Source organism: Enterobacter sp. P82 (assembly GCF_037053385.1).
GTDB lineage: Bacteria > Pseudomonadota > Gammaproteobacteria > Enterobacterales > Enterobacteriaceae > Enterobacter.
The window spans coordinates 2,390,024-2,415,875 of sequence record NZ_JBALHX010000001.1 but is presented as its reverse complement, the minus strand read 5'-3'; the positions used below and the strand labels follow the sequence as shown (position 1 = coordinate 2,415,875).

The 25,852-nt window shown below is 54.4% G+C and carries 24 protein-coding genes; 13 read left to right on the top strand and 11 right to left on the bottom strand.

Annotation, left to right across the window (positions count from 1 at the left end):
* Window positions 1-10: 10 nt before the first annotated feature.
* Together yahO and pheP are read left to right on the top strand one after the other, a co-directional pair.
* Window positions 11-286 carry a DUF1471 family periplasmic protein YahO gene (yahO, locus tag WB237_RS11575; protein WP_336213112.1) on the top strand — a complete coding sequence of 92 codons (276 nt, stop codon included), beginning with the start codon at window positions 11-13 and terminating at the stop codon, window positions 284-286.
* A gap of 116 nt (window positions 287-402) precedes the next feature.
* A complete protein-coding gene (pheP, locus tag WB237_RS11570; RefSeq protein ID WP_336213110.1) occupies window positions 403-1,791 on the top strand; it encodes a phenylalanine transporter in 1,389 nt (462 codons plus the stop codon).
* Window positions 1,792-1,835: 44 nt separating this feature from the next.
* On the opposite strand, the gene WB237_RS11565 is transcribed toward pheP, so the two are convergent.
* Both WB237_RS11565 and WB237_RS11560 read right to left on the bottom strand, forming a co-directional pair.
* Window positions 1,836-3,080, bottom strand: coding sequence for a mechanosensitive ion channel family protein (locus tag WB237_RS11565; protein ID WP_336213109.1), 1,245 nt, complete (start codon window positions 3,078-3,080; stop codon window positions 1,836-1,838).
* 66 nt (window positions 3,081-3,146) lie between these two features.
* The gene (locus WB237_RS11560) at window positions 3,147-4,583 is read right to left on the bottom strand and encodes an MFS transporter (protein WP_336213107.1); all 1,437 of its coding nucleotides are present in this window, start codon (window positions 4,581-4,583) and stop codon (window positions 3,147-3,149) included.
* Window positions 4,584-4,690: 107 nt separating this feature from the next.
* Between WB237_RS11560 and WB237_RS11555 the strand changes: the two genes are divergently transcribed.
* Window positions 4,691-5,560 carry a helix-turn-helix transcriptional regulator gene (locus tag WB237_RS11555; protein WP_336213105.1) on the top strand — a complete coding sequence of 290 codons (870 nt, stop codon included), beginning with the start codon at window positions 4,691-4,693 and terminating at the stop codon, window positions 5,558-5,560.
* Complete coding sequence (locus WB237_RS11550; protein ID WP_336213104.1) at window positions 5,557-6,585, top strand: DUF2157 domain-containing protein; 1,029 nt, start codon at window positions 5,557-5,559, stop codon at window positions 6,583-6,585. Before WB237_RS11555 ends, WB237_RS11550 begins: the two co-directional genes overlap by 4 nt.
* A gap of 34 nt (window positions 6,586-6,619) precedes the next feature.
* On the opposite strand, the gene nfsB is transcribed toward WB237_RS11550, so the two are convergent.
* From nfsB to WB237_RS11535, 3 genes are all read right to left on the bottom strand, one after another.
* The gene (gene nfsB / locus WB237_RS11545) at window positions 6,620-7,273 is read right to left on the bottom strand and encodes an oxygen-insensitive NAD(P)H nitroreductase (RefSeq protein ID WP_028018446.1); all 654 of its coding nucleotides are present in this window, start codon (window positions 7,271-7,273) and stop codon (window positions 6,620-6,622) included.
* A gap of 120 nt (window positions 7,274-7,393) precedes the next feature.
* Window positions 7,394-7,762 (bottom strand): MmcQ/YjbR family DNA-binding protein, encoded by a 369-nt coding sequence (locus WB237_RS11540; RefSeq protein WP_336213103.1) that lies wholly within the window; start codon window positions 7,760-7,762, stop codon window positions 7,394-7,396.
* Window positions 7,752-8,342, bottom strand: coding sequence for a TetR/AcrR family transcriptional regulator (locus tag WB237_RS11535; protein WP_336213101.1), 591 nt, complete (start codon window positions 8,340-8,342; stop codon window positions 7,752-7,754). Before WB237_RS11535 ends, WB237_RS11540 begins: the two co-directional genes overlap by 11 nt.
* Before the next feature lie 189 nt (window positions 8,343-8,531).
* Between WB237_RS11535 and WB237_RS11530 the strand changes: the two genes are divergently transcribed.
* A complete protein-coding gene (locus tag WB237_RS11530) occupies window positions 8,532-9,635 on the top strand; it encodes an MBL fold metallo-hydrolase (RefSeq protein WP_336213099.1) in 1,104 nt (367 codons plus the stop codon).
* A 32-nt stretch (window positions 9,636-9,667) separates the two neighbouring features.
* Window positions 9,668-10,009 carry a RamA family antibiotic efflux transcriptional regulator gene (locus WB237_RS11525; protein ID WP_049007437.1) on the top strand — a complete coding sequence of 114 codons (342 nt, stop codon included), beginning with the start codon at window positions 9,668-9,670 and terminating at the stop codon, window positions 10,007-10,009.
* Window positions 10,010-10,064: 55 nt separating this feature from the next.
* Here the strand turns inward: WB237_RS11525 and WB237_RS11520 are convergent, their stop codons facing one another.
* The gene (locus tag WB237_RS11520; protein WP_028018441.1) at window positions 10,065-10,313 is read right to left on the bottom strand and encodes a DUF1158 domain-containing protein; all 249 of its coding nucleotides are present in this window, start codon (window positions 10,311-10,313) and stop codon (window positions 10,065-10,067) included.
* Between the two features lie 97 nt (window positions 10,314-10,410).
* Window positions 10,411-11,532, bottom strand: coding sequence for a YbdK family carboxylate-amine ligase (locus WB237_RS11515; protein WP_336213097.1), 1,122 nt, complete (start codon window positions 11,530-11,532; stop codon window positions 10,411-10,413).
* A gap of 105 nt (window positions 11,533-11,637) precedes the next feature.
* On the opposite strand from WB237_RS11515, the gene WB237_RS11510 reads away from it, so the two are divergent.
* On the top strand, window positions 11,638-12,528 hold the full coding sequence (locus WB237_RS11510) for an oxidoreductase (protein WP_336213095.1): 891 nt from the start codon (window positions 11,638-11,640) through the stop codon (window positions 12,526-12,528).
* A gap of 99 nt (window positions 12,529-12,627) precedes the next feature.
* On the opposite strand, the gene catA is transcribed toward WB237_RS11510, so the two are convergent.
* From catA to WB237_RS11495, 3 genes are all read right to left on the bottom strand, one after another.
* Window positions 12,628-13,287: a type A chloramphenicol O-acetyltransferase gene (gene catA / locus WB237_RS11505; RefSeq protein WP_129996514.1), complete on the bottom strand. Its 660-nt coding sequence runs from the start codon at window positions 13,285-13,287 to the stop codon at window positions 12,628-12,630.
* Between the two features lie 204 nt (window positions 13,288-13,491).
* Window positions 13,492-14,082, bottom strand: coding sequence for a hypothetical protein (locus tag WB237_RS11500; protein WP_336213092.1), 591 nt, complete (start codon window positions 14,080-14,082; stop codon window positions 13,492-13,494).
* A 218-nt stretch (window positions 14,083-14,300) separates the two neighbouring features.
* Entirely contained in the window at window positions 14,301-14,696 is a 396-nt protein-coding gene (locus WB237_RS11495) for a Spy/CpxP family protein refolding chaperone (RefSeq protein WP_164881355.1), read from the bottom strand.
* Between the two features lie 302 nt (window positions 14,697-14,998).
* Here WB237_RS11495 and WB237_RS11490 point away from each other — a divergent pair, with 302 nt between their 5' ends.
* Complete coding sequence (locus tag WB237_RS11490) at window positions 14,999-16,174, top strand: efflux RND transporter periplasmic adaptor subunit (protein WP_236921171.1); 1,176 nt, start codon at window positions 14,999-15,001, stop codon at window positions 16,172-16,174.
* Complete coding sequence (locus WB237_RS11485) at window positions 16,174-19,281, top strand: efflux RND transporter permease subunit (protein ID WP_336213088.1); 3,108 nt, start codon at window positions 16,174-16,176, stop codon at window positions 19,279-19,281. The genes WB237_RS11490 and WB237_RS11485 overlap by 1 nt, the downstream gene beginning before the upstream one ends.
* A 3-nt stretch (window positions 19,282-19,284) precedes the next feature.
* Here WB237_RS11485 and WB237_RS11480 read toward each other — a convergent pair whose 3' ends face one another.
* On the bottom strand, window positions 19,285-19,944 hold the full coding sequence (locus WB237_RS11480; RefSeq protein WP_129996511.1) for a helix-turn-helix domain-containing protein: 660 nt from the start codon (window positions 19,942-19,944) through the stop codon (window positions 19,285-19,287).
* Window positions 19,945-20,164: 220 nt separating this feature from the next.
* Here WB237_RS11480 and WB237_RS11475 point away from each other — a divergent pair, with 220 nt between their 5' ends.
* The 4 genes from WB237_RS11475 to WB237_RS11460 all read left to right on the top strand — a co-directional run bounded on the left by WB237_RS11475 (window position 20,165) and on the right by WB237_RS11460 (window position 25,830).
* Window positions 20,165-20,602 (top strand): DUF1795 domain-containing protein, encoded by a 438-nt coding sequence (locus WB237_RS11475; RefSeq protein WP_336213087.1) that lies wholly within the window; start codon window positions 20,165-20,167, stop codon window positions 20,600-20,602.
* A 17-nt stretch (window positions 20,603-20,619) separates the two neighbouring features.
* Window positions 20,620-24,813 carry an HNH/endonuclease VII fold putative polymorphic toxin gene (locus WB237_RS11470; RefSeq protein ID WP_336213085.1) on the top strand — a complete coding sequence of 1,398 codons (4,194 nt, stop codon included), beginning with the start codon at window positions 20,620-20,622 and terminating at the stop codon, window positions 24,811-24,813.
* A gap of 10 nt (window positions 24,814-24,823) precedes the next feature.
* Entirely contained in the window at window positions 24,824-25,207 is a 384-nt protein-coding gene (locus WB237_RS11465; protein ID WP_336213082.1) for an Imm50 family immunity protein, read from the top strand.
* Window positions 25,208-25,416: 209 nt separating this feature from the next.
* The gene (locus WB237_RS11460; protein ID WP_336213081.1) at window positions 25,417-25,830 is read left to right on the top strand and encodes a hypothetical protein; all 414 of its coding nucleotides are present in this window, start codon (window positions 25,417-25,419) and stop codon (window positions 25,828-25,830) included.
* Window positions 25,831-25,852: the final 22 nt, after the last annotated feature.

The following is a 25,852-nucleotide window of genomic DNA, read 5'->3' as shown; positions in this document are numbered from 1 at the left end:
GAAAAAAGTTATGAAAAAGACAACGGCTATTTTGTTGGGAACTGCGTTACTGTTTACGACCAATGCGTTTGCTGCTCAACTAATGACCAAAAATGAGTTTGAGAAAGTGGCGTCTCAATATCAAAAAATCGGTACGGTAAGCACCTCGAATGAAGTATCGGTTGATGACGCGAAAAAAGAACTGATTGAAAAAGCGGATAAGAAAGGCGCGGATGTGCTGGTGCTCACTTCAGGTAACACCAACAATAAAATTCACGGTACGGCGAATATTTACAAGAAAAAATAATGACTCCACAGCCACTCCGGTATCGGGGTGGCTGCCCAGGTTCCTCCCAATCCCTTGCTACCTCCAGCATGAAGTGTTAAAACGTGCCCCTTCTAAAAAAGAGACAGGGGTAGGACGTGAAAGACGCGTCATCCGCTTCAGGCAACGGTAGTACTGAAGCTTCGTCGGAACAGAATCCGACGCTGCAACGTGGTTTGCAAAATCGACATATTCAGTTAATTGCCCTCGGCGGCGCAATTGGTACCGGGTTGTTTCTCGGTATCGGCCCTGCGATTCAGATGACTGGCCCGGCGGTTCTGCTGGGTTACGGTATCGCCGGGGTTATCGCCTTCCTGATCATGCGCCAGCTCGGTGAGATGGTCGTTGAAGAGCCGGTTTCAGGCTCCTTCGCACACTTTGCATATAAATACTGGGGCCCGTTTGCAGGCTTCCTGTCCGGCTGGAACTACTGGGTGATGTTCGTGCTGGTGGGGATGGCTGAGCTCACGGCGGCTGGCATCTATATGCAGTACTGGCTGCCGGACGTTCCGACGTGGATTTGGGCGGCGGCCTTCTTCATTATCATTAACGCCGTTAACCTCGTGAATGTCCGCCTGTATGGTGAAACCGAGTTCTGGTTCGCGCTGATTAAAGTGCTGGCGATTATCGGTATGATCGGCTTTGGCCTCTGGCTGCTGTTCTCAGGTCACGGTGGCGAGCGTGCCACTATCGACAACCTGTGGCAACACGGCGGTTTCCTGGCAACGGGCTGGAAGGGGCTTATCCTCTCTCTGGCCGTGATTATGTTCTCCTTTGGCGGCCTGGAGTTGATTGGCATCACCGCTGCTGAAGCGCGCGATCCGCATAAAAGCATTCCTAAAGCGGTCAACCAGGTGGTGTACCGTATTCTGCTGTTCTATATCGGTTCGCTGGTGGTGCTGCTTGCGCTCTACCCGTGGGTTGAGGTGAAGTCTGACAGCAGTCCATTTGTGATGATTTTCCACGATCTGAACAGCAATATGGTGGCCTCTGCGCTGAACTTCGTCATTCTGGTGGCGTCACTCTCGGTCTATAACAGCGGTGTCTACTCCAACAGCCGCATGCTGTTTGGTCTCTCTGTGCAGGGCAACGCGCCGAGGTTTCTTACCCGCGTCAGCCGTCGCGGCGTGCCGGTGAATTCGCTGTTGCTTTCTGGCGCTATCACGTCGCTGGTGGTGTTGATTAACTATCTGTTGCCGAAAGAGGCCTTTGGCCTGCTGATGGCGCTGGTGGTTGCCACGTTGCTCCTGAACTGGATCATGATCTGCCTGGCGCACCTGCGTTTTCGCGCGGCAATGCGCCGCAAGGGGCGTGAAACACAGTTTAAAGCGCTGCTCTATCCGGCAGGTAACTATCTCTGTATCGCTTTCCTGGGGTTGATTCTGGTGCTGATGTGCACGATGGATGAGATGCGCCTGTCGGCGATGCTGCTGCCAGTGTGGGTGATTTTCCTGTTTGCGGCGTTTAAGCTTTCCCGCAAGAAATAGTGCGGTTTTCGCCCGGTAGCGTTGCGCTTACCGGGCTTAAATGCTTATTTCGCGATAACACCTGCCAGAGATCGAATGTCGTTTCCGGTGGGTGACTGGTGAATACGCAGCCCAAATTCATCCACCACCGCGAAAATATGGTCGAAGATGTCGGCCTGAATCTCCTCATATTCTGCCCAGATCACCGTGTTGGTGAAGGCATATATTTCGATCGGCAGACCATTCGCGTCAGGCGCTAACTGGCGCACCATCAGCGTCATATCTTTGCGAATACGCGGGTGATTGCGCAGATATTCATTCAGGTAGGCGCGGAAGGTGCCAATATTGGTCATCTTACGCAGGTTTAATACCGACTCTCCTTCACCGTTCTTCTGATTCCAGAGTGAAATTTCCTCGTGTCGCGCGGCCATATAGGGCTTAAGCAGCTTCGCCTGAATCAGGTGCTGCTGTTCCTGCTCGTTGAGAAAATGAATGCTGGTGGTATCAATATTCAGACTGCGCTTAATACGTCGCCCACCTGAAGCCGACATTCCGCTCCAGTTGATAAAGGCATCGGACACCAGCGCCCATGTTGGGATCGTTGTGATGGTGTTATCGAAGTTTCTCACTTTCACGGTGGTCAGGCCAATATCCGTCACCGTGCCGTTCGCGCCGAATTTAGGCATTTCCAGCCAGTCGCCCAGCTTGAGCATATCGTTGGCGGACAGCTGTATTCCGGCGACCAGCCCGAGAATCGGATCTTTAAATACCAGCATGAGGACTGCGGCCATCGCACCCAGCCCGCTAATCAGAATGGCGGGGGATTGTCCAATCAGCAGGGAGATAATTAAGATCCCCACCAGAATCGCACTCACCAGCTTGATTCCCTGGAATATCCCCTTCAGCGGCAGCTGTGACGCGGTGGCCATTTTCTGCGACAGATTGAATATCACATCCAGCAGGGAGAAGAAGGAGAGAAGTGCATAGACCATCACCCACAACTTCGCGCAGGTGGTGAGTATTTCAGCCGCTTCGCTGCCTTTTTGCAGCCACAAAACCGCCTGAACGTTAACGATTATCCCCTGAAGGGTAAAGGCCAGACGGTGAAATAATTTATTCTGGGTAATGATCTGTAACCACAAATGGCTACTGGCCTGCGCGCGTTTCTCAAAAACGCGAAGTACCCCTTTGTGCAGAATAAAATGAACGATAAGGGCAGTAAGAAAAATAATACCAAAGATAATCACTAAAGAAGTGGTGTGATTAATTTCAATGCCTAACTCTTCAACCTGAGCAATTAATTCCTGCATAACGTCTCCTGTATTGATGCAGCCCCATAATGGCGGCTGCAAACCTGTTATGCAAATCTGCCAGGCTTATTTAGTGACGTGGCAGGTCTTCACCACGGGCAGACACAGTCGATGACGCATACGTAATGTCGCCAGCGCAAGGATAAGCATCAAACCTGTTTCGACGGCCAGGAAGAGGTTTATCGCCTGAGTATAATCCCCGTGATGATTCCTCAGCCCGTGCAGCAAAATTGCGCCGAAAATGGCCGGACCAAGACCGAGTGCCGCCTGCTGAAGCGTACTCAGGATCGCACTCGCGGCACCGGCATCATCAGGCTGGATGTCGCGCATCCCGATACGGTAGAAGCTGTTGACGATCAGCGCCTGTCCATAGCCAACCAGGCCGGTCGCCGGAACCAGGGTCAGCGTTGTGTTGTTCATGCCCCAGAGGCGGAATGTGGCGATCAACGCCAGCAGGCCGATAATCTGGATCGCCAGCCCGGTCAGCAGGATCGTGCTGGTGCTGTAGCGGGCGATCAGACGCGGGGCAAACCATGCTGAAATAAAGTAGGTCACACCCAGGGCGATAAAACTGTTCCCCGACTGCCACGGTGCCATCCCGAGACCGGTTTGCATGGTCAGTGCCATACAGAACATAAACCCGGACCAGACGCTGAAAAAGAGCATCGCAATCAGCACGCCAAAGCGAATGCTGCGAAGCTGTATCAGACGCGGTGGGATCAGCGGATGGGCATCCTCACGCTCTTTTTTACGGGCATTCAATACCATCAGATATCCCAGCGGAATGATCGCAATCAGCGCGGCCTTCAGCGGCCATGACCAGTGCCACTGCGGGCCGAGGGCCATCGGAAACAGCAGGCAGCAGAGGATCACTGCCAACAGGACGGTGCCCACCCAGTCAATGCGCGACGGCGTTTCGCGATGGGTTTCCGGCACATAGCGACGGCTCAACGCCAGAACCACCAGACAGATGGGCACGTTGATAAAGAAGGCGTTACGCCAGCCCAGCCCGGCGATATCCGCCGATACCAGCCAGCCGCCACCCATCTGCCCGACGATAAACGCGATCCCGCCGATCCCGCCAAACAGGCTTATCGCTTTGGCATGGGCCGTACCTTTTAAGGTGACATGCAGCGTGGCGAGTATTTGCGGCATGATCAACGCCGCGCCAGCACCCTGCACAATGCGCGCAGCAAGCAGTTGTTCAATGTTCCCCGAAATCCCGCACAGCAGCGAAGCCAGGCCAAAAATTGCCACGCCCCCCATAAACAGACGACGACGGCCAAGGTTGTCCCCCAGCTTGCTGCCGAGCGCGAGACAGACGGCGAAGGCCACGCCGTATAGGGCGACAATCAGCTCCAGCTCGGTGGCGGTGGCATGCAGGGAATGGGTGATGGCGTCCAGCGCCACGTTGGTGATTGAGGTATCAATCATGGGCAGCATCTGGCCGGTTAACAGCAATATCAGGCCTGCGCGACCCGGTGAAACAACTGACGTATTCATGGTAACTCCATTGCGTCATTCATCAGATGGTCGTAGCATCAACTATCTGATAAACGGGTACCAGTTCTTGCTTATACTGGTATTGGCACTACCATGCAGGGGGATTTATGGCGCTGATGTCTGAACCTGTCGTCTCACTTCAGGATGACACCCGAAAACAGCTGGGGGCGTTTCTGCGTGCCCGTCGCGAAAGCCTTGATCCGCAGCGTCTCGGCCTTCCGCGCAGTGGTCGTCGACGCACGCCGGGGTTGCGCCGGGAAGAGGTCGCTCTGTTGGCTGACGTGGGTGTGACCTGGTACACCTGGCTTGAGCAGGGCAGGGATGTTAATCCTTCCAGCGCGGTCATGGCCGCCGTCGCAAAAGCACTGCAATGTACCCCGACTGAAACACGGCACCTGTTTGTACTGGCCGGGTTACCACCGGGTGAAGCGCCGCAGGCGACCTGCTGCGAGGGGATCAGCGAAGGTACGCGCCGCCTGCTGGATACGCTGATGCCAAAACCGGCCAGCATTCAGAAACCGAATTTCGATATCGTGGCGTGGAACGACAGCTTTGGTCATCTGATGGGCGTCGATTTCAATGCTATCCCGCCGGAAGATCGCAACTGTATTTATCTGTTCCTCACGCATCCTGCGTGGCGTGCCCGGCTTGGCAGACGTGACGATGTGCTGCCGATATTTGTCTCCTATTTCCGGGCGGCGATGGCCGAGCACCGTGGGGACCCGCTGTGGGAAGCTAAACTGGCACGCTTCTTCGCGGTATCTGACGAGTTTAAAACCCTGTGGCACCAGCGTAACGAGGTGCGCGGTGTGGAAAACCAGCTCAAGCTATTCACCCACCCTGAACTTGGGGAGTTTACCCTGCAACAAATGTACTGGTACTCTGCCCCACGCAACGGTTCGCGACTGCTGGTTTATCTGCCAGTGGATGACGCGGGGGAGAAAGCAATGGAATGGCTGGCGGAGCAGGCAAAATGAACGTTACCCGAAAACAGGAGCGGCTTTTACGTCGCGCACTCGATGAGTGGCAACAGGACGGCGTATTAACCCCCGAGGAACATCAACGGCTAACCGGGACCCTGAAACGCGTCACCATGGACTGGCAGCGCCTTAGCCGCTACGCCTTCTGGACGGCACTCGCCTGCGTGATCATCGCCATTGGTAGCCTGTTCTCCGACAGTGAGTTGATGGCGCGTATTATCGAATTCTTCGCTTTCTCTTCTTTCGCCCGCATCGGGCTACCGGCGCTGATAGCGGTGCTGTTTTACCTGTGGGGATTCAGTCGACAGCGGCGGGAAACACAGTGGCATTACAGTACTGAGGCCATCCTGTTCCTTGGGGTCTTCTTTACCGCCATCGCGCTCTGGCAGCTTGGCGAACGGCTCGATAACGGCAGCGGCCACGTTGCGCCGTTGTTCCTGGCAGGTTGCGTGATTTACGGGCTGGTGGGCTTTTTTGGTCGCTCGGGGCTGGTGTGGCTGTTTTTCCTGCTCTCACTTGGCAACTGGTTTGGTGCTGAGACGGGCTATGTATCCGGCTGGGGCGCGTACTGGCTGGGGATGAACTACCCGGTGCGGTTTATCTTCTTTGGCGGCGGGCTGCTGGCGTTGTGCTGGGTTATGCGTGCGCTGCTGCAGTCGCGACAGCTCTACACGACCAGCAAAGCTATGGGGTTAACGTACCTGTTTGTTGCCCTGTGGATCATGTCGATATTTGGCAATTACGATATTGATAACTGGTACAGCGTGACGCAGGCTTCGCTTCTGCCGTGGGCGCTGCTGTTTGCGGTGGCCGCGGTAATCTGCATTTATATCAGCCTGAAAATCGACGACGGTATGCTGCGCGGTTTTGGCCTGACGTTTCTCGCCATCAACCTTTATACCCGCTATTTCGAGTACTTCTGGGACGGCATGAATAAGGTGGTGTTCTTCCTGATTCTGGCGGTGTCGCTGGCGGTGATAGGGCGGTATGCGGAGAGAATTTGGCATGCTGGCGGTCGGTAAAACGTAACGGGCCGCAGCGAGCGGCCCGTGTGCATTAGCACTCGGTCACAACCGTGCTCAGCGGCAGGCGAGATTTCGGCAGCGTGGCATTGAAATCTTCCACGCTGTGGTGGCCAACTGGCACCACCACCAGGCTGGTAAAGCCTTTCTCTTTCAGACCAAATTCTTCGTCGAGGATCGCGGCGTCGAAACCTTCAATCGGTACTGCATCCAGACCCATCGCCCCCACACCCAGCAGGAAGTTACCGACGTTCAGATAAACCTGTTTCGCCATCCACTGGTCGTCATCTTTCAGATCCACGCGGTGCATGTCAGCAAAATAGGTGCGGCCTTTGTGGTTAGCGGCTTTCGCTTCTGGTGTCGCAAAGCGGCCATCAGCTTCTTCCTGATCCACAACGCGTTCCAGCCAGGCATCATCCATCGCCGTTTTCGCGCAGAACACTACCACGTGAGAAGCATCCAGCATTTTGCGTTCGTTGAAGACATAGGTGCCCGCAGCAGACTTCGCCACGCGTGCTTTACCTTCCTCGGTGCTGGCAACAATAAAGTGCCACGGCTGGGAGTTGGTGCTGGACGGGCTGTACTGCAGCAGGGTTTTGATTTTTTCCGCTTCTTCAGCGGTCAGTTTTTTGCTTGCGTCGAACGCCTTGGTGGAGTGGCGTTTCAGGGCGACAGAAATGATATCCATAACAACTCCTGGTGATGAAATTCGCCCGTGCGCGGGCGCGAAAGGTGAGCAGATTACAGCGCGACGCGGAAAAAGATAAGTGCAATTCGAGCGCTTATTCTGTTCGTCTCAGACGAACAATCAGGCCGGACGGATCCACTTCTGGTCTTTTTTCGGTAGCTTATCCACCACCAGATGCCAGGAATCATTGATGAGGTCGGTAACCAGTTCCGGTGTCATATCGTCAGTGCCGTAAAGGGAAATCCAGTGCTTTTTACTCAGATGGTAGCCCGGCTCTATCCCGCGATAGATCTGCTGATTTAGCAGGGATTTCTCCGGGTCTGATTTCAGGCTGACGTGTGGTCTCCCGTGCGCGACGGCCACAATCATGAAAATTTTTCCGCCTACTTTAAACACGTCAAACTCCGGCCCAAATGGCCAGCAGTGTTCGGTGAACGGCAGTTCCAGCGCCACGCGTTTTGCATGCTCCTGCAATGCCTTACTCTCCATCGCTCTCCTCCTGGGCAAGTCCGCGCCACATCACCTCAAAGCCGAGCGCTTTAAAATCAACGGCGCGGGAAGGATCGCGGGTGGCAAAGTCCATCGTCGCTTCGGCCAGCGATAAAAACAACGCATCGCCAAAGGTTTTAAATTCATCAGACATAAACACCTGGCGTATCGAACGGCGGCAGAGCTCATGGAGTTCCGGGAACATCTCTTTCACCTCCTGCTCCGTTTCGACGCTCAGCTTTTCACTCACGCCGATCTGACGGATAGCCGCATGAGCAACAGGGTTACGAATACCCCAGTCCACATAGCTGTTCCAGATATTGCGGGTATGTTCTTTTGGCAGCGTAATGGTGCGATCGAGGTTCGCCAGCATGGTCTGGCAGAGATCCTGCTTCAGGTGCAGATAGAGGGCATTCAGCAGATCGTCTTTCGTAGCAAAATAGCGAAACAGAGTCCCTTCGGCGACGCCCGCATTTCGGGCGATGAGTGCCGTTGAGGCGGCAATACCTGACTGTGCAAACGCCACTGTTGCGGCTTCCAGCAAGGCCTGTTTTTTATCTTCACTCTTCGGACGTGCCACTAAATTTTTCCCCCTGTCAATTATAAAAACCCTGATTGAAACACGTGCTTTGACACGCTGCAACGCGGAATGTCAAAGATCGAAAACGTCTTGACGACTTTATCATCACATCTATAATGAGTGCTTACTCACTCATAATCAAGTTTACCCCGCGCAACCCATCGGATGGGGGCGTTTTCGGGTCAGGATATGAAAAAACCTCAATTCATCTGCGTGGTGTTTGTCATGATTATTGCTTCAGCTGCAAGTTTTCCGTTTGTTCTGAATGCCGGATTTGGCCAGTCCCCGCAGGGGGCTCAGCTCACGGAAGTCGAGGCTTCCCCACAACATCGTGACGGGAAATTCCACAATACGTTGCCAACACCGGGTTATAACGGTGACAAAAATATGCTGGTGGCGATGTGGGAGTTTCTGACCAAAAAAACTGAAAACGCACGCCCGGCTCAGCCGCTGCCGATGGTGAAAACCGATCTCACGAGCCTGCCGCTGGAGCAGGAGACTCTGGTGTGGCTTGGTCACTCCTCCTGGTATCTCCAGCTGGCGGGCAAACGCATTCTGATCGATCCGGTGCTGGGTAACTACGCCGCGCCGTTCTCGTTCCTGAATAAAGCGTTTGCTGGCGAGTATCCGTGGCGCGCTGAGAGCATGCTGGAAATCGACCTGCTGATTATCTCGCACGATCACTACGATCATCTGGATTACGCCACCATCAGAGCATTGCTGCCGAAGGTGAAGCGTGTGGTGACGCCGCTGGGTGTCGGATCTCACCTGCGTTACTGGGGGATGAAACCAGAGATTATCGACGAGCGAGACTGGAACCAGTCTGTGCGCATCAGTGATGAATTGACGGTGCATGTACTGCCGGCGCGTCACTTCTCCGGACGCGGTATCAAACGCGATCAAACCTTGTGGGGCAGTTTTATGTTCGTCACGCCAGAGCAGAAGGTTTACTACAGCGGTGACTCCGGGTACGGCCCGCACTTCAGGGCTATCGGCGAACAGTTTGGCGAGGTGGATTTAGCCATTATGGAAAACGGCCAGTACGACCAGGACTGGAAGTACATCCACATGCTGCCGGATGAAACGGCGCAGGCTTCAGCCGATCTTAATGCAAAAGCCGTCGTGCCCGGGCATAACGGGCGCTTCGTACTGGCGAAACACACATGGAACGACCCGCTGATCCAGCTGGCAAAAGCCAGCAAGGACAAAAACTATCGGCTGCTGACACCGGAGTTGGGTGAGCCTGTTCGGGTGAGCGATACCACGCAAACATTTCGTGAATGGTGGGAATAATGTTTAAACGAGAAGCAGAAGGGGAGAGCAGTATGACCATTTCCGCTCAAGTCATTGATACCATCGTCGAGTGGATCGACGACAACCTGCATCAGCCATTACGTATTGACGAGATTGCTCGCCACGCGGGTTACTCGAAATGGCACCTGCAGAGACTCTTTATGCAGTACAAAGGGGAGAGTCTGGGACGTTATATCCGTGAACGCAAGCTGCTGCTGGCGGCGCGCGATTTGCGTGAATCGGACGAACGCGTCTATGAAATCTGCCTGCGCTACGGGTATGACTCTCAGCAGACGTTTACGCGTATTTTTACCCGCACCTTTAATCAGCCGCCCGGAGCATACCGCAAAGAGAATCATAGCCAGGCGCATTGAACATATCGAAATTCAGGCCGGGTAAGGCGTAGCCATTACCCGGCTTTTTTATGGCTTAGGACGCCAGTGAAAACCAGCGACGCCAGACGAAACGCAACACGAAGAATTCGATAACCCCAAGCAGTAAAAACCACAGGCAGAACAAAATGGTGTAAAGCTGGTTAAGATCGACCATATGGAAGGTGGTAACCAGCTTCTCCGCCAGCACCAGTCCTGGCGAGGGCGCAGGAAGCAGCAGGCACGAAAGCAGGGCCAGCAATAAAATGCCTCCCGCTGTGAGCAGCGATTCTAACGGGTGTTTCATCTTAATGTTAATCGTCAGTTAAAAATGTCATTGTCCGGCATCCCGGGATGTAAAGCAATGCGGAGAGACTCCTGAAGAGTGTTGGGGGATAGGGGAGTTACGGGGGCGTCGCCCACAGCTCGCAGTGTTTCTGAACCAGAGAAATAAGCGAGCCACCGTCGGCGATAAAATCCCGCATGCGTTGCGCTTCGCTCTTGCCCTGTTTTAACAGCAGGGCGATTTCCGTCATCGCGTTTGTAGCACCGAGCTTCCCGGCGGACGGTGCAACCTGCTCAAGCAGCCAGGCAATATCTTCTGCCACAGTTTTTTGCTCACCGGTATGCACGTCCGTCAGAATACCATTTAACCCGTAACGACAGGCCTGAAAACGGTTAAAGTTGTACAACAGAAAGTCTTTTTCCTGGTGTATAAACGGCCGGGTAGCCAGCAGCCAGTACGAGGTCGCCTGGATCAGCCCGGCGATATTGATCGCGTGGCCGAGCGTCAGCGGGGTATCCATCACTCGTACTTCTACGGTGCCGAAATGTGGGCTGGGACGAATATCCCAGTGCAGATCTTTGATGCTGTCGATCATGCTGGTGGCACTCAGACGGCGGAACAGCCCTTCAAACTCCTGCCAGTTATTCACCCATGGCATCAGGCCGTGATCCGGGAACCCCGAAAAGATGTTGAGCCGTGACGAGGCAAACTTCGTGTCCGTGTTTTGCATGTACGGTGATGCCGCCGCCAGAGCAATAAAGTGCGGCACAAAACGTGACAGACCGTGCAGCAGATAAATGGCGTCATCCCCGGTCCGGCAACCGATGTGCACATGCTGGCCGAACACGGTCGCCTGCAAAATCAGATAGCCAAAGCGCTCAAGCCTGATGTTATAGCGCTCGTCGTCGCATACCTCCTGGCGTTGCCACTTCTGGAACGGATGTGTTCCTCCACCGCAGATCTGAATATGCTGATCCGCTGCCGCGCGCAGAATGCTTTGCTGAATAACAGAGAACTGTGCTGCCGCCTGGTCGATGTTCTGGCACACGCCAGTAGCGATTTCGAGCATGCTTTCGGTGATATCGTGCTTCACTTCACCGCCTTTGATGTCGTCTTTGACGGCGGCGATAAGGGCAGAGGAGTCCTGGCTGAGATCGTATCCAGGTGGGTTCACCACCTGCAGTTCGAGTTCGATGCCGAGGGTGAAAGGTTCAGAAGACTTGAAATCGGGTAAAGGCATGGCGCACTCCGTTGTCTGTTATGTGTTGAGTATAGACAACGAGGGTGGCGCGCTCGTCTCAGGGTGGTATAACTGTTAGCAGGCTTAGCAAAAGGGGAGTGACTCATGTCTGACTATCCAACCATTGCGCTGATTGGACCCGGTGCGATTGGGACCACCATTGCCGCAGTGCTGCATGACGCTGGCCGCACGCCGCTGTTGTGCGGACGCACCGCGCACCCGGAATTACGTTTGCGTCACGATGAGGGGGAAACGGTGGTGCCCGGTCCGGTATTAACGGATCCGACCGTCATCACGCGCCCCGTTGATCTGGTTTTTGTGGCGGTAAAAACGACGCAAAATGCCGACAGCGCCGGATGGTTGCGCGTGCTGTGTGACGAAAACACCGTGGTCTGCGCCCTGCAAAACGGCGTTGAGCAAAAAGCCCAGCTTGCGCCGTGGGTCAACGGCGCAACGGTGCTGCCGTCGGTGGTCTGGTTCCCGGCGCAGCGTGAGCCGGATGCCTCTGTATGGCTGCGCGCCAAACCGCGTCTGACATTGCCGGATGTCCCGCAGGCACAACGAGTGGTCGATGCCCTGCGTGGCACACGCTGTGCGGTTGAACTGTCGGCAGATTTCTCCAGTGTGGCATGGCGCAAACTGCTGCAAAATGCGGTGGCTGGCCTGATGGTGTTGGCCAATCGTCGCGCCGGGATGTTCTCTCGCGAGGATATTAGCGAGCTGGCGCTTGCGTATTTGCGTGAAGGGCTGGCCGTCGCTCGTGCCGAGGGGGCAAACCTGGACGATGAGGTGGCACAAGAGATCCTGGCAAACTTTCAGCGTGCACCTGCCGATTTAGGCACATCGATCCTCGCAGATCGTCAGGCCAACCGGCCGCTGGAGTGGGATATCCGTAACGGTGTTATTCAACGTTATGGTCGCGCGCGCGGTATCCCGGTTCCCATTAGCGATGTGGTGGTGCCACTGCTGGCGGCAGGGAGTGAAGGCCCGGGATAAAGGAGAAAGCGGTCTTTGAGAGAGGGGGAGCACTGGCATCCATTGCGGAATATTCAGAATCTATCGTTGATGTCTGATTAATAAGCTCCCGATCTCCTTTTATTGATGTGGCAAGTCATTACAGAGCTCTTGTAACTCATTGAACAGTCTTGCCACATGAAAACCGTCACACACGGAATGGTGTACCTGAACGGCGAGAGGCAACAATACTTTTCCATCTTGTTCGTAATATTTTGCAAGAGTGAACATCGGAGCAAAAAAGTTCTGCATATTAGCAACGTTGACATTAAAACTGGTAAAGCTCACCCAGGGAATAGCCGATACGAAAAATATATTTTCCCGAGACTCTTCCTTCGGCCAATAAGCAAGGATATTACCATAGCGTGCAACGTCTTCTGAATAAGTATCCTGGAAGTGTTGAATATTGCCATCGTAATGGCTCCACATTGACGAGAAGGTCTCTGTTTCATTATGGAAAATAGTATAGTTGGGATGAATTTCATTCCAAATGACAAGCTCATTGTTTTTTATGGCCATACGGAACTCCGTATGTCGGTTGACAATTTTAGCAAGGAGGAAAATCATCGTAGGGTAGAATTTCCAGCCAACCTCTTTTATATGTTTCAGCAGCGCGGTAATGTCTATCAGAACCGTTTGGTTAAATGTACTTTGAGCAAACCCCTGAAATACCTCAAAATGCTCTTTTCTTGCCCAACGCGATAAATCAACGGGTGTATATTCTGGAATTATTTTTTTCATTTTTTATCCTTTTGCTGGCAAGCCGACAGGTTCCGAACCGTGTTGGTCGAGAACGCACTGGTGAGAGTAGCGCATCCTTATACGGGATGAAAGAAGATGCCATAGCATATCCGCTCTGCAGCCTGGTTCAAATCTGGCTCGTCGCAAAAGCGGATAACAACAGCGAAGTAGTTTAATTTGCCTTATGGAACCACTGTCAGGGGTTCACTCCATGTCCTGGAGTGTGGACTTAACCGCTTTTAATGTCCTTTTACGGATCCAGCCACTGCCCGCCCGTATTGCCAGCCAATAAGCTGCCATTTTTAACAGAGTACTTCTGTCCGGACAAAAGACGAACGTCTCCGTAGAGAGTTCATATTGGCCTGACGCCAGTTCTGTGACCTGGTAGCGTAGCAGCAGTTTCGCGCGGCCCGGCGCGACGGGCGTCTGAAAAGCACTGGCATCCGGTATGTTTTCCAGGTTGAAATCGGTACGCCAGAATTGTCCTCGTAAGCCATAGCAGAGCTCAGATGCAGAGCTTTTTAAAAGGGTAAAACTGTGCAACCCAAAATTACTGATCGAATTAGCCTGCGTATTGCGCATTAGTTTTCGCGGCAATTGACGCAAAGACATCAACTGGCGAATCACCGGATCTTGCCGGACGTCAAAGTTTGCGATCAACGGCAGAATAGTTTCAGGGTGGGTAGTGTGAATGACCGTTCGGTGTTTTTCATGAAACTGGAACTGAGGTAAAAAAACGGGAGCATCCTGCCAGTCAGCAAGCGCATTGCGGGTAACGAATCCTGGATTCAGCATCTCTTTTCCTTGTCATCCCTTAAGCACAGCCAGAGTAACAGATGGCTTACCACAGGCAATTACCAGGAAAATAGAGTTGTATTTGGCCAAAATTCTGCTCTTTCACAAACTCCGCCCGCTGCCAGGCCATGTGATGCAGTATTGCGAGGCGGCTTCCGGAAAGAGCATGCCGGGGTGTTTTCCCGGCCTGCAACACGATGAATAACAGGTTTGCGAAATTACCCTGCGGCCTGCTGCTTATACATCTCCACGAGTTTCTTTTTTTGCTCCTGCGTGAGCATTTTACTGACGTTGGTGTAATACGTAATTCGACAATGTGCCGCCTGTTCATGCAGTCCATTCTGGATCGCTATTTGTTGCTTAAATACTTTCTCATCCACATTACCCGTTTTAACCATTTTTAAAAACGCCTGCGGATTAAATTGGCTTGCATCAATATTGTTCATGCACTCCTGTGCATCAGCATGCAGGTTAATGAGCTGCGTTTTTTGCGATTTATCTAGCTGTAACACGCTGCCAAACGTTTCTGGTTGAGGTGCCAGTGGCTCCGCAGCCAGCGTCATGCCTGAGAAGATGAAAGTCGATAAGCCTAATATGATAGTAGGAAATTTCATGGGATATTTCTCCATTTGAATAAGTGGTATTCACTGTAGCTGATATGGCTGCCTTAAAAAGTCTCATTTGGAACTTTCACCGCAATTATGGAGCGAAAAAACTCTGCCACCAATATGCCGTGGCAGAGAAACCGGACTTTCAAGGATGGAACGTATCTGACGATACGCAATAAACAGTAAGGTGAAATGATTATTCAGGTCAATTTTTACAAAGTACCAAATGACACTCCCGTTATTTATTCGGGCCGATATAGTTCGTGGCGATATTAAAAAAACAAACTTCGGACTTAAAGGCTAAAGAGATGAAAAACAATTATTCCCGTTTACTCGGAGGGCTGGTCATATCCTGCTCTCTGCTACTCACCGCGTGCGACCGCAACGCCCCGGTGCCCGGCGCACAGGCTCCCCATCCGGTGGGTGTGGTTACACTGCGCAGCCAGTCACTGCCTGTACAAACCGAACTTCCAGGCAGGGTATCGGCATTTCGGGTGGCTGATGTGCGTCCGCAGGTCAGCGGCATCATCCTGAAGCGAAATTTCGTGGAGGGAAGCCATGTGCATGAGGGCGAGTCCCTGTATCAGATAGATCCTGCGTCCTATCAGGCCGCGCTGAACAGTGCCAAAGGCGATCTCGCAAAAGCCACCGCCGCGGCCACTCAGGCGCATCTCACGGCGAACCGCTACCGTGCGCTGATAAAAACTCATTATGTCAGCCAGCAGGACTATGACACGGCGGTGGCTAACGCCCAGCAGGCTGATGCCCAGGTTGTAGCCCAGAAAGCGGTGGTCGAACAGGCGCAAATCAACCTCAACTACACCAAAGTGACCTCGCCAATTTCAGGCGTGATTGGTAAATCTTCCGTGACCGAAGGGGCGCTGGTCACCGACAGTCAGTCTTCAGCGCTTGCGACGGTGCAACAGCTGGATCCGGTTTATATCGATGTGACGCAGTCCAGCGACGATTTTCTGGCACTGAAAAGCGAGATGGCAAAAGGCCAGATCACGCAGCAGAACGGGCAGGCAGACGTCATGCTGCAGCTGGATAATGGTCGTCTGTATCCCAGTAAGTGCCAGCTTGAGTTTTCTGATGTCACTGTTGACCAAACAACAGGGTCGATTACGGTGCGCGCGGTGTGTCCAAACCCTGACAGCACGCTGCTGCCGGGAATGTTTGTCCGTGCGCATCTCACTGAAGGGATGCGTACCGATGCCTTGCTGGTGCCGCAGCAGGCCATTACCCGTACACCGCGCGGTGATGCAACGGCGATGGTGGTGGACAGCCACAACCGGGCGCAGGTGCGTCGCGTTCAGGCTGCGCAGGCCACGGGTAATCAATGGCGTGTTACGGCGGGGTTATCGGCAGGTGACCGGGTGATCGTTACAGGTCAGCTGATGCTGCGACCGGGGATGACCGTTTTGCCAACCGAAGATGACAGCATGGCAGCATGGGCGCCTGGCAATCGTGCGGGGGGCAAATAATGTCGAACTTCTTTATTAGCCGACCGATTTTTGCCTGGGTGATCGCCATTGTGCTGATGCTTGCCGGTGGCCTGTCGATCCTGAAGCTGCCTGTGTCGCAATATCCGACTATCGCACCACCCGCTGTACAGATCACCGCCAGCTATCCGGGAGCTGATGCAAAAACCGTGGAAGACACGGTGACGCAGGTTATCGAACAGAAGATGAACGGCCTCGATGGCCTGATGTATATGTCTTCCAACAGCGACGCGATGGGCAATGCCACTGTGACGCTGACATTCAAAAACGGAACCGATCCTGATATCGCCCAGGTTCAGGTGCAAAATAAGCTGCAGCTGGCGATGCCGCTTCTGCCTGCCACGGTGCAGAGTATGGGCATTAATGTTCAGAAAGCCAGCAGCAGCTTCTTGATGGTTGTCGGGTTCACCGGTGAGAAGGGCAGTGCCTTAACGCAGGCCGATCTGGCCGATTATGTGGCCTCAACTGTACAGGATCCGATCAGCCGGACGCAGGGCGTTGGGCAGGTGCAGTTGTTTGGTGCGCAGTATGCCATGCGCGTGTGGCTTGATCCGAACAAGCTGAACAACTACCAGCTCACCACGGAAGAGGTTGTAAAAGCGATCAAATCGCAGAATAACCAGATTACGGGTGGACAGCTTGGGGCGTTACCGGCTCCGGCATCACAGCGTCTGAATGCTTCTATCATCGCTCAGACCCGCTTAAGCACGCCGGAGCAGTTCGGTAACATTATTCTGCGCGTCAATGAAGATGGCTCAGAGGTTCGCCTGCGTGATGTGGCGCGCGTTGAGCTGGGCAGTGAAAACTACAGCTCCAGCGCAGAATACAACGGCGAGGCAGCGGCTGGGCTGGGGATCAAACTGGCCACTGGCGCGAACGCGCTCGACACAGCGAAAGCCATAAAAGCCGAAATTAACACGCTGAAACCGTTTTTCCCGGCGGGAATGAAGGTGGTGTATCCGTACGACACCACACCGTTTGTGAAAATTTCTATCCACGATGTGGTGAAAACGCTGCTTGAAGCGATAGTGCTGGTGTTCCTGGTCATGTACCTGTTTATGCAGAACATCCGTGCCACCCTGATCCCGACCATTGCTGTACCTGTGGTGTTGCTGGGCACGTTCGGGGTGCTGGCCGCTTGTGGGTTCTCCATCAACACACTGACCATGTTCGGGATGGTTCTGGCGATAGGCCTGCTGGTCGACGATGCCATTGTGGTGGTCGAAAACGTCGAGCGCGTGATGACCGAGGAGGGGCTTTCCCCCGTCGAAGCGACCCGCAAATCAATGGGGCAGATCCAGGGGGCACTGGTCGGTATTACGATGGTTCTCTCCGCAGTATTTGTACCGATGGCCTTCTTTGGCGGCTCGACAGGGGCGATTTATCGCCAGTTCTCCGTCACCATCGTGTCGGCGATGGTGCTGTCCGTGACGGTGGCCATGATCCTGACGCCGGCGCTGTGTGCCACTCTTCTGAAGCCGGGCAACCATGCGCCGCAGCGGGGCTTTTTTGCCTGGTTTAACCGGATGTTCGACACCAATGCCGATCGCTATCAGAACGGTGTGGCGCGCATCGTCAACAAGACCGGGCGCATGATGGCAATTTACCTGCTGATTGTCGCCGGCATGGCCGCGATGTTTGTTTTCCTGCCCACCTCTTTCCTGCCAGATGAGGACCAGGGGGTATTTATGAACATGGTGCAGTTGCCTGCCGGGGCGACGCAGTCACGGACTCAGGCGAGTCTGGATAAGGTGACGCGCTACTATCTGCATAATGAAGCAGCGAATGTGAATTCGGTGTTCACCGTGGCGGGCTTTGGTTTTAACGGCAACGGTCAGAACAACGGTATTGCTTTTGTCAGCCTCAAAGACTGGTCTCAGCGTCACGGTACCGCAAACCGCGTGGAGGCGATAATTCAACGTGCCAATCATACGTTTGCCCGCACGATTCATGACGGCGTCGCTTTCGCCTTTAATCTGCCTGCCATTACGGATTTGGGCACCGCCACTGGCTTCGACTTTGAGCTGATCGACAAAGCCAACCGTGGCCATGCCGCGCTGACGCAGGCGCGAAATCAGCTGCTGATGATGACGCGTAAGTTCCCCAATGTGGTGACCAAAGTCCGGCCAAACGGGCTGGAAGATGCCCCGCAGTTGAAACTGGATATCGATCAGCAAAAAGCGGAAGCACTGGGCGTGAGCAATGACGCAATCAATAACACCATCTCTACTGCGCTGGGTGGCACCTACGTGAACGATTTCCTCGACAGAGGGAGAGTGAAAAAAGTCTACGTGCAGTCCGATCAGGCGTATCGCATGCTTCCGGATGACATCAACAGCTGGTACGTCAAGGGGAACCACAACCAGATGGTACCGTTCTCGGCATTTGCCCGCGCCCGCTGGGAATATGGTTCACCACGCCTGGAGCGCTACAACGGCCAGTCATCCATGGAGATCCTGGGTGAGCCTGCACCCGGGCGCAGTTCAGGGCAGGCAATGATGCTGATGGAAAAACTGGCCGCCAAACTGCCAACCGGGTTTGGCTATCAGTGGACCGGCATGTCCTGGCAACAGCAGCAGTCGGGCAATCAGGCTCCCGCGCTGTACGCCATCTCACTGGTGGTTGTGTTCCTCTGCCTTGCTGCCCTGTATGAGAGCTGGTCCGTTCCGTTCGCCGTGATGCTGGTGGTGCCGCTGGGTATCATTGGCGCACTGGCAGGGGCCATGCTGCGTGGCCTGAACAATGATGTTTACTTCCAGGTCGGGCTGCTGACCACCATCGGTTTGTCGGCGAAGAACGCTATCCTGATCGTCGAGTTTGCCCGGGATCTGATGTTAAAAGAGGGGATCCCTCTGCTGGAGGCCACGTTGCAGGCGGTACGCATGCGACTGAGACCGATCCTGATGACCTCGCTGGCCTTCATTCTGGGTGTCCTGCCACTGGTGATCAGCGAGGGTGCAGGAAGCGGTGCCCAGAATGCCGTCGGCACTGGGGTGATGGGCGGGATGATCAGTGCCACGTTACTCGCCATCTTCTTCGTCCCGGTGTTTTACGTGGTGGTGATGAGGCTGGTGGCCCGTAAAAAATAGCACTTAATAGCGCAGCGGAAGGTGAACAATACGGATCAGTTTCCCTCGCTGCGCTTCCACGTAGCCGCCTTCGGTCAGGTCTTTGAGGATCCGCAGGACTGTGCTGCGGGACAGCTTAGTGGTGGACTGAATATAACTGAGGATGGAGCGTGCCTGACGAAAGTCATCGTCTTTTAACTCCAGTTCCAGCAGCTTTCCACGGACAGTATCGTAAGCATTGTCGTTAAGCAGATGCAGGTCTCGCCAGGTGGAGAAGTGCAGATGAAACGCCAGTACGGTCGCGGCATCCTGCCATAGCAAGGGCTGCTCACTGAATACCTGCTGCGCTTTTTGGCCAGACAGCACATAAACCTCGCTCTCAGGTGCAAAGCGAACGTAGGTCGTGTCGCCCAGAGGCATCAGTATCTCAGCAAGCCCGAAGATATGTGGTGCGGTGGCCATACTGAGTTCCAGGTCATCCTGCTTGCGGTGAAGCCAGAAATGACCTTCGGTCAGCAGATAGATCTCCGGGCCATTTTTATAAAAACTCCGCGGACGACGGACCAGCATCTTTTCAGCCTGTGGAAGCAGGGCATCCAGCAGGCGTTGAATGCTCTCCTGCGGTTTGAGCGCCAGTATTTTTTTCAGTGTGAGCTGGAATGTATCGGCGGTCGGTGTGGTCATGGCGATGTTTTTTTATGCTTGCGGGTGAGTAAATCAGTATCGCAGAACGCAAAATTATCGTCCATATTCCTCATTTCTACCTCACCAGAAACCGTGCGATATCGGTACAGAGAACTGGAGCACTCCCGCATGGTCGGTGGGGCAATAATCTGGGGATAGTCAGCCTTAAACACATATGCGAAACTTACCGCTTCTGAAAAAATGTGGTGGGACCCGCTCAATGTCAGAACCATCTTCGCAGTGCCTTTTCAGTGAAGGACTGATCAACTTTCCTGATGGCTATCAGGATCGTACCGTAAACGTATTCGCGCCGCCCGCGGCGGATGCACCAGCGTTCAATATCTCCCGCGATGCCCTCAACCCCGGCGAAACACTTGCCGCGTATATTGATCGCCAGCTCGCCCTGATGGAAAAACACATCAAAGGCTGGAAGCAGGGTGAGCGCAGCGACGCGACACTTGGCGACAGCCTTTTGCAGGGTGAAATTGTCCATGCCAGCTACCTGCGCGACGGGAAACGCGTCTGGCAGCAGCAGGCGGTGTTTAATGTCGACAGCCATAAAATTCTGGTGTTCACCATGACCTGCACGCGCGCGCTCAGCGATGCCGACAACGCGCTGTTTGGCGAACTTCTCAGGAGCTTCCGCTTCCACCAGTAACTTCAGGGACCGTTGTTATGTTTGAAGCAGCACGCGTTGGTGATGATATCGGCCACTCTGGTGCGCTGGCCGGGATGATTGCCGGAACAATTGTCGGTGGTCTGATTGCCGCCGCCGGGGGGATTCTGGCGGGGGCCATGTTTATTGCCGGCCTTGGCGCATCCTGTCTTGGTGTGGGCGTCCTGCTCGTCGGCGCCAGCCTGGCCGTGGGGTATTACACCGGGGAGCTGGCGACCGCCGCCCGGGACAGCATCGCAGACGCCGGGGCATCCAGTATGACGAAGAAAGGCGTCATCACCTCCGGCTCGCCCAATGTGTTTATCAACGGTAAACCTGCCGCTATGGCCACGGACAGCGCGGTGAAGTGCTCTGACGACGGCTCGCAGCAGATGGCCGAAGGCTCCTCACGGGTCTCTATTAACGGCCTGCCTGCGGCCCGCATCGGGGATAGAACCACCTGCGACGCGAAGGTGATGACCGGTTCGGACAACGTCATCATCGGCGGCGATCCGCAGCAAACCCTGCCCATTCAGTCTGAAGTCCCGGAGTGGCTCTACAAAGTCTCCGATCTTACCCTGCTGTTCGCCGGGCTTATCGGCGGCTGGGGTGGTGCGGCTGGCAAAGTCGGGGCGCTGTCTAAGCTGCTGGGGAAAATCCCTGGGATCAATAAGCTGGCTCGTATTGCCTGCCGGGCGGGTACGCTGATGACCGGCGTGGCGGCGGCGGGGATCATTGCCCGCCCGGTGGATATCGTTAGCGGACAGAAGTTTCTCAGCGGGGATGACGAGCTGGATTTCGTCCTGCCTTCCCGTCTGCCAGTGCGCTGGCAGCGCTACTGGCGCAGCGGCAACCCCGGCGACAGCGTACTGGGCCGCGGCTGGAACCTGTTCTGGGAAAGCCGCCTTGAACCTTATCAGGACGGCCTGGTGTGGCGCGCGCCATCCGGCGATTACGTCGCTTTCCCGAGGGTGCCGAAAGGGTTGCGGACCTACTGCGAAAGCGAAAAAAGCTGGCTTGAACATCACTCTGACGACAGCTGGTCTGTGTATGACGTCAGCGGCGAGCGCTGGCACTATGCGCCGCTGCAGGATGATGCCCCGTCACTGCTCCAGCGTCTCTCTGAACCCTGCGGCAACGATATCCTCTTCGAGTGGAATGCGGATCATACCCTGCATGCCCTGACCGACAGCGCGGGTCAGCGCGTTGTCTGCCGCTACGACCGTGACAGACTCGCCAGCGCCTGGCTGGATGACGAGATCTGCCTGGTCAGTTACGCTTATGATGAACAACGCCGGCTGGTCTGTGTGACCGGCCGGGGCGGTAGCGTGCGCCGACGCTTCCGCTGGCAGGACGGGCTGATGAGCGCCCACGAGGACGCCAATGGCCTGCTGAGTGAATACCGCTGGCGCGAGATTGACGGCCTGCCTCGCGTGGTCGGCTTCCGCCATAGCGGCGGCGAACAGCTGACGTTCGAATATGATTTTGATAACGGCATCCGTCGCGCCATCCGCGATGACGGTGCGCAGGCGCACTGGCTGGTGGATGACGACGACAATGTCGCGCGCTTCACGGATTACGATGGTCGCCAGACGACATTTGTCTACCGCGACGGCGAGCTCTGCGACGTCATTCTGCCCGGCGGAGCGATGCGCCGCAGCACGTGGGACAAATATGGCCGAATGACCAGCGAGACGGACCCGGCGGGCCGCCACACGGAGTATCACTGGCATCGTCTGACCGACCGCATCACCCGCACGGTGTACCCGGACGGCACGTCATCGCAGGCCATGTACGATCTTCGCGGTCGCCTGCTGTCGGAAACGGATCCCGCCGGTAGCACCACCGCGTATCGCTATCCCGACGATGAAGAAAACCTGCCGGAGAGCATCACCGACGCCATCGGCGGCGTGGTGCGCCTTGTCTGGAATCACCAGGGGCTGCTGACGCAGCGCACCGACTGCTCCGGCAGCGTGACCCGCTTCACCTACGACCGCTTCGGGCAGCTGATTGCCAGCGAGGATGCAGAAGGGAATACCACGCGCCGGGAGTGGAGCCGTGCCGGGTTGCTGAGCGCCGTGATCCATCCGGACGGCAGCCGCGAGTCGCTGGTGTGGAACGAACGCGGCCAGCTCACGGGCTGGCGCGACCCGCTGGAAAGCGAGGTGAGCTGGGCCTATAACGCGCTCGGCCTCCCGGTCAGCCTCACCGACCGTATTGGCCGCGTGCGCCAGTGGCGCTACGACCCACGCGGTAACCTGCTGCGACTCGATAACGGCAACGGGGCGGAATACCGCTTCACCTACGACGCCGTGGGCCGCCCGCTCAGCGAAACGCGCCCGGACGAGACCGTGCGCCATATGGAATGGGATGCGCGAGGGTTCCTCTGCGCGCTCGAAGAAAACGGACGGCCTGCCGCCGACGGTGGTATCGCCCGTCGCGTCCAGCAGTTCAGCTATGACGACAGCGGGCTGCTGATTGGACGCACTCAGCGCCATGCGGAGTACCGCTACTTCCGCGCTCTGAGCGGTCAAATCACCCGCATCCGCCGTACGCCGACAGCTGAAGGCGTTGCCCTGGGTATCGAAAGCGATGAGATCGTTTACCGCCACGATACCGCCGGACGCGTGCTGAGCGAGTCCGGCATTAACGGCGCGGTGGGCTACGAATGGGATGCCCTGAGCAACCTGACCGGTCTGACGCTGCCCGGCGAGCAAAAGCTGGCCTGGCTGCACTACGGCTCCGGCCACGTCAGCGCCATCCGCTTTGGGCAGCAACTGGTGACCGAGTTCACCCGCGACCGCCTGCACCGCGAAGTTCGCCGTACCCAGGGCGCGCGCGAGCAGCTCCGTCAGTATGACAGCCTCGGCAGACGCACCCTGCAGCGCAGCGAAGTGAGTACGGACGTGACCCTGCCGGAGCAGGCGCTACTGGAACGCCTGTATCGCTACACCGCGCGCGGCGAGCTTTCCGGCGTCAGCGACACCCTGCGCGGTGAGGTGGATTACGGCTACGACGCCGAAGGGCGTCTGCTGAAGCACTACGAGGCCCGACAGGGGCACAGCCGCGCGCAGTTCAGCTACGACGCCGCGGATAACCTCGCCGCCAATGACGATGCGGTACCGGTCACGGATAACCGCCTGCAGCACTGGCAGGCGCTGTTTATGAAATACGACCACTGGGGCAACCTGGTCAGCCGCCGCAACGGGCTGTATGAGCAGCATTATGTCTATGACGCCGAGAACCGTCTGGTGTCAGCCCGGGGAACCGGGCCGGAAGGGCGCTTTGAGGCGCGCTATCACTATGACGCGCTGGGCCGCCGCACGCGCAAAATCGTCACCACCGCACATGGCACCACCGACACCCGCTTCCTGTGGCAGGGCTACCGTCTGCTGCAGGAGCAGCAGGAGAGCGGGCTGTGCAGCACGTATATTTACGACCCGAATGAAGCCTGGAGCCCGCTGGCGAGGGTGGATCACCTTCGTGACCAGAGCAGCGGTGAGATTTACTGGTTCAACACCGACCTGAACGGCGCGCCGTTGGAAGTGACCGACGAGCGCGGCGCGGTGCGCTGGAGCGGCCAGTACGGCAGCTTTGGCGAGGTGCGCCATCAGAGCGAAGGGTTCTCACGGGTTGTGAATCGCACGGCGATGGCACACCAGCCGCTACGCTATGCCGGGCAGTACGCTGACGGTGAAACGGGGCTGCACTATAACCTGTTCCGCTACTACGACCCGCAGGTCGGGCGGTTTATTGTGCAGGATCCGATTGGGCTGAATGGTGGATGGAACCTTTATCAGTATGCGCCGAATCCGTTGGGGTGGATTGATCCGTTAGGCCTTGCTAGCTGTAGTACTAAATTTAAATCGAGAAATGCAGCCTTTAGGGCCGCGAAAAGAGATGCCGGTATTCCTATGAATCAACAACCAGATAGGATATTCAATCCTAAAACTGGATTCAATGGTTCCCATAGAAATGTCCCAATGACTGATTCCAGTAAAAATCCTATTTTTGATAGCGCCGGTAAACAAATCTGGACAAGAGAGTATCAATTTACCAAAGCAGATGGTAATAAAATTATCATTCAAGACCATTCTGCTGGGCACGTTTATCCTGGAGGAATTGGAAATCAAGGTCCTCATTTAAATGTAAGACCATTCGAAAATACTCGAACAGGTTCAGTTCCTGGCACATTGGATCATTATGAATTTTGAGGAGAATCACATGTATTGGAATGAAATCGAAGGTAGTATTTTGTTTAACAAGGTTTTTAGTAGAGATGTTGAAGTGAATGAAATCGACATCTTTGATATTAAAATAGACCGCGAAGCTGCTACGGTAATAATATGTTTTGACCTTGTTAATGAATTGCCTGACAATCCTCCCCCAAAATGGGTTAAAGGTTATAATAGATGTAGATGTGGTATAAATTGCAGTGGAGTAAAATTCTTAAAAATAGAAGGTATGTCCACGGATATGCCAGCAAAAATAGAAATACAAAAAAACACTCCCCATAGTGAAGTTATAATAAAGGGAGCAGATGTTTTTTTAAATTTGAAGTGTTCGCATATACAATTAATGGGACCTTCTGTATATATTAGTCAGTAAACTAAAGGCCGGGATGGATTTAAAACCTTCCTGGCTTTTATGATTTAAGATTGGTTCAGTCTGCTAAATTAAGTATATCCTAATTCTTTAATATGAGATTTATTTGCTCTGTACCGTGAAACATATTAAAGGGGGGTGTGAAAGAATAATTAAATAGCCGAAAAAATAAATGTTGGTGAGGGTTTATGTTATCTAAGAAAATAAAGCTAATGAGTCAATCTCGAGGTTGGTGGTATGATGATATCACTCAAGAGTATAGTGATGCTTTGCTTTCTTTAGGTATTGACCTTTCTTCTGATTTTGCTCAATTTTATTTGCACGTTGAGGATGGGGTTACTTTTCATAGCAGGAATCATGAAATTTATCAGATCTGCTGGTTTGTTATAAATTCCTCGTACCAACTTGATCTTAAGAGAACATATGAAATATTAAAAATACCAAGCGAGTATATTCCCTTGGATGGTTTTCAAAGCGAGGGTGGGTATTTTTATAACAAAAAAACTGGAGAAGTTTTATTTATCAATGTAGGAGATACTTTAACTAAGTACCTACAGGGGAAATTAAAGTCTCAATGGGGAGACTTTAATTCTTTCATTGAATGGTTTTTTGATTTAGATAAATGAATGCAAAATACATTTACTTATT

What these genes read in the sequence shown, in the direction of transcription:
- yahO (WP_336213112.1), top strand. Translation starts at nt 11, where the DNA reads ATGAAAAAGACAACGGCTATTTTGTTGGGAACTGCGTTACTGTTTACG.
- WB237_RS11565 (WP_336213109.1), bottom strand. Translation starts at nt 3,080, where the DNA reads ATGCAGGAATTAATTGCTCAGGTTGAAGAGTTAGGCATTGAAATTAAT.
- WB237_RS11560 (WP_336213107.1), bottom strand. Translation starts at nt 4,583, where the DNA reads ATGAATACGTCAGTTGTTTCACCGGGTCGCGCAGGCCTGATATTGCTG.
- WB237_RS11555 (WP_336213105.1), top strand. Translation starts at nt 4,691, where the DNA reads ATGGCGCTGATGTCTGAACCTGTCGTCTCACTTCAGGATGACACCCGA.
- WB237_RS11550 (WP_336213104.1), top strand. Translation starts at nt 5,557, where the DNA reads ATGAACGTTACCCGAAAACAGGAGCGGCTTTTACGTCGCGCACTCGAT.
- nfsB (WP_028018446.1), bottom strand. Translation starts at nt 7,273, where the DNA reads ATGGATATCATTTCTGTCGCCCTGAAACGCCACTCCACCAAGGCGTTC.
- WB237_RS11540 (WP_336213103.1), bottom strand. Translation starts at nt 7,762, where the DNA reads ATGGAGAGTAAGGCATTGCAGGAGCATGCAAAACGCGTGGCGCTGGAA.
- WB237_RS11530 (WP_336213099.1), top strand. Translation starts at nt 8,532, where the DNA reads ATGAAAAAACCTCAATTCATCTGCGTGGTGTTTGTCATGATTATTGCT.
- WB237_RS11525 (WP_049007437.1), top strand. Translation starts at nt 9,668, where the DNA reads ATGACCATTTCCGCTCAAGTCATTGATACCATCGTCGAGTGGATCGAC.
- WB237_RS11520 (WP_028018441.1), bottom strand. Translation starts at nt 10,313, where the DNA reads ATGAAACACCCGTTAGAATCGCTGCTCACAGCGGGAGGCATTTTATTG.
- WB237_RS11515 (WP_336213097.1), bottom strand. Translation starts at nt 11,532, where the DNA reads ATGCCTTTACCCGATTTCAAGTCTTCTGAACCTTTCACCCTCGGCATC.
- WB237_RS11510 (WP_336213095.1), top strand. Translation starts at nt 11,638, where the DNA reads ATGTCTGACTATCCAACCATTGCGCTGATTGGACCCGGTGCGATTGGG.
- catA (WP_129996514.1), bottom strand. Translation starts at nt 13,287, where the DNA reads ATGAAAAAAATAATTCCAGAATATACACCCGTTGATTTATCGCGTTGG.
- WB237_RS11500 (WP_336213092.1), bottom strand. Translation starts at nt 14,082, where the DNA reads ATGCTGAATCCAGGATTCGTTACCCGCAATGCGCTTGCTGACTGGCAG.
- WB237_RS11495 (WP_164881355.1), bottom strand. Translation starts at nt 14,696, where the DNA reads ATGAAATTTCCTACTATCATATTAGGCTTATCGACTTTCATCTTCTCA.
- WB237_RS11490 (WP_236921171.1), top strand. Translation starts at nt 14,999, where the DNA reads ATGAAAAACAATTATTCCCGTTTACTCGGAGGGCTGGTCATATCCTGC.
- WB237_RS11485 (WP_336213088.1), top strand. Translation starts at nt 16,174, where the DNA reads ATGTCGAACTTCTTTATTAGCCGACCGATTTTTGCCTGGGTGATCGCC.
- WB237_RS11480 (WP_129996511.1), bottom strand. Translation starts at nt 19,944, where the DNA reads ATGACCACACCGACCGCCGATACATTCCAGCTCACACTGAAAAAAATA.
- WB237_RS11475 (WP_336213087.1), top strand. Translation starts at nt 20,165, where the DNA reads ATGTCAGAACCATCTTCGCAGTGCCTTTTCAGTGAAGGACTGATCAAC.
- WB237_RS11470 (WP_336213085.1), top strand. Translation starts at nt 20,620, where the DNA reads ATGTTTGAAGCAGCACGCGTTGGTGATGATATCGGCCACTCTGGTGCG.
- WB237_RS11465 (WP_336213082.1), top strand. Translation starts at nt 24,824, where the DNA reads ATGTATTGGAATGAAATCGAAGGTAGTATTTTGTTTAACAAGGTTTTT.
- WB237_RS11460 (WP_336213081.1), top strand. Translation starts at nt 25,417, where the DNA reads ATGAGTCAATCTCGAGGTTGGTGGTATGATGATATCACTCAAGAGTAT.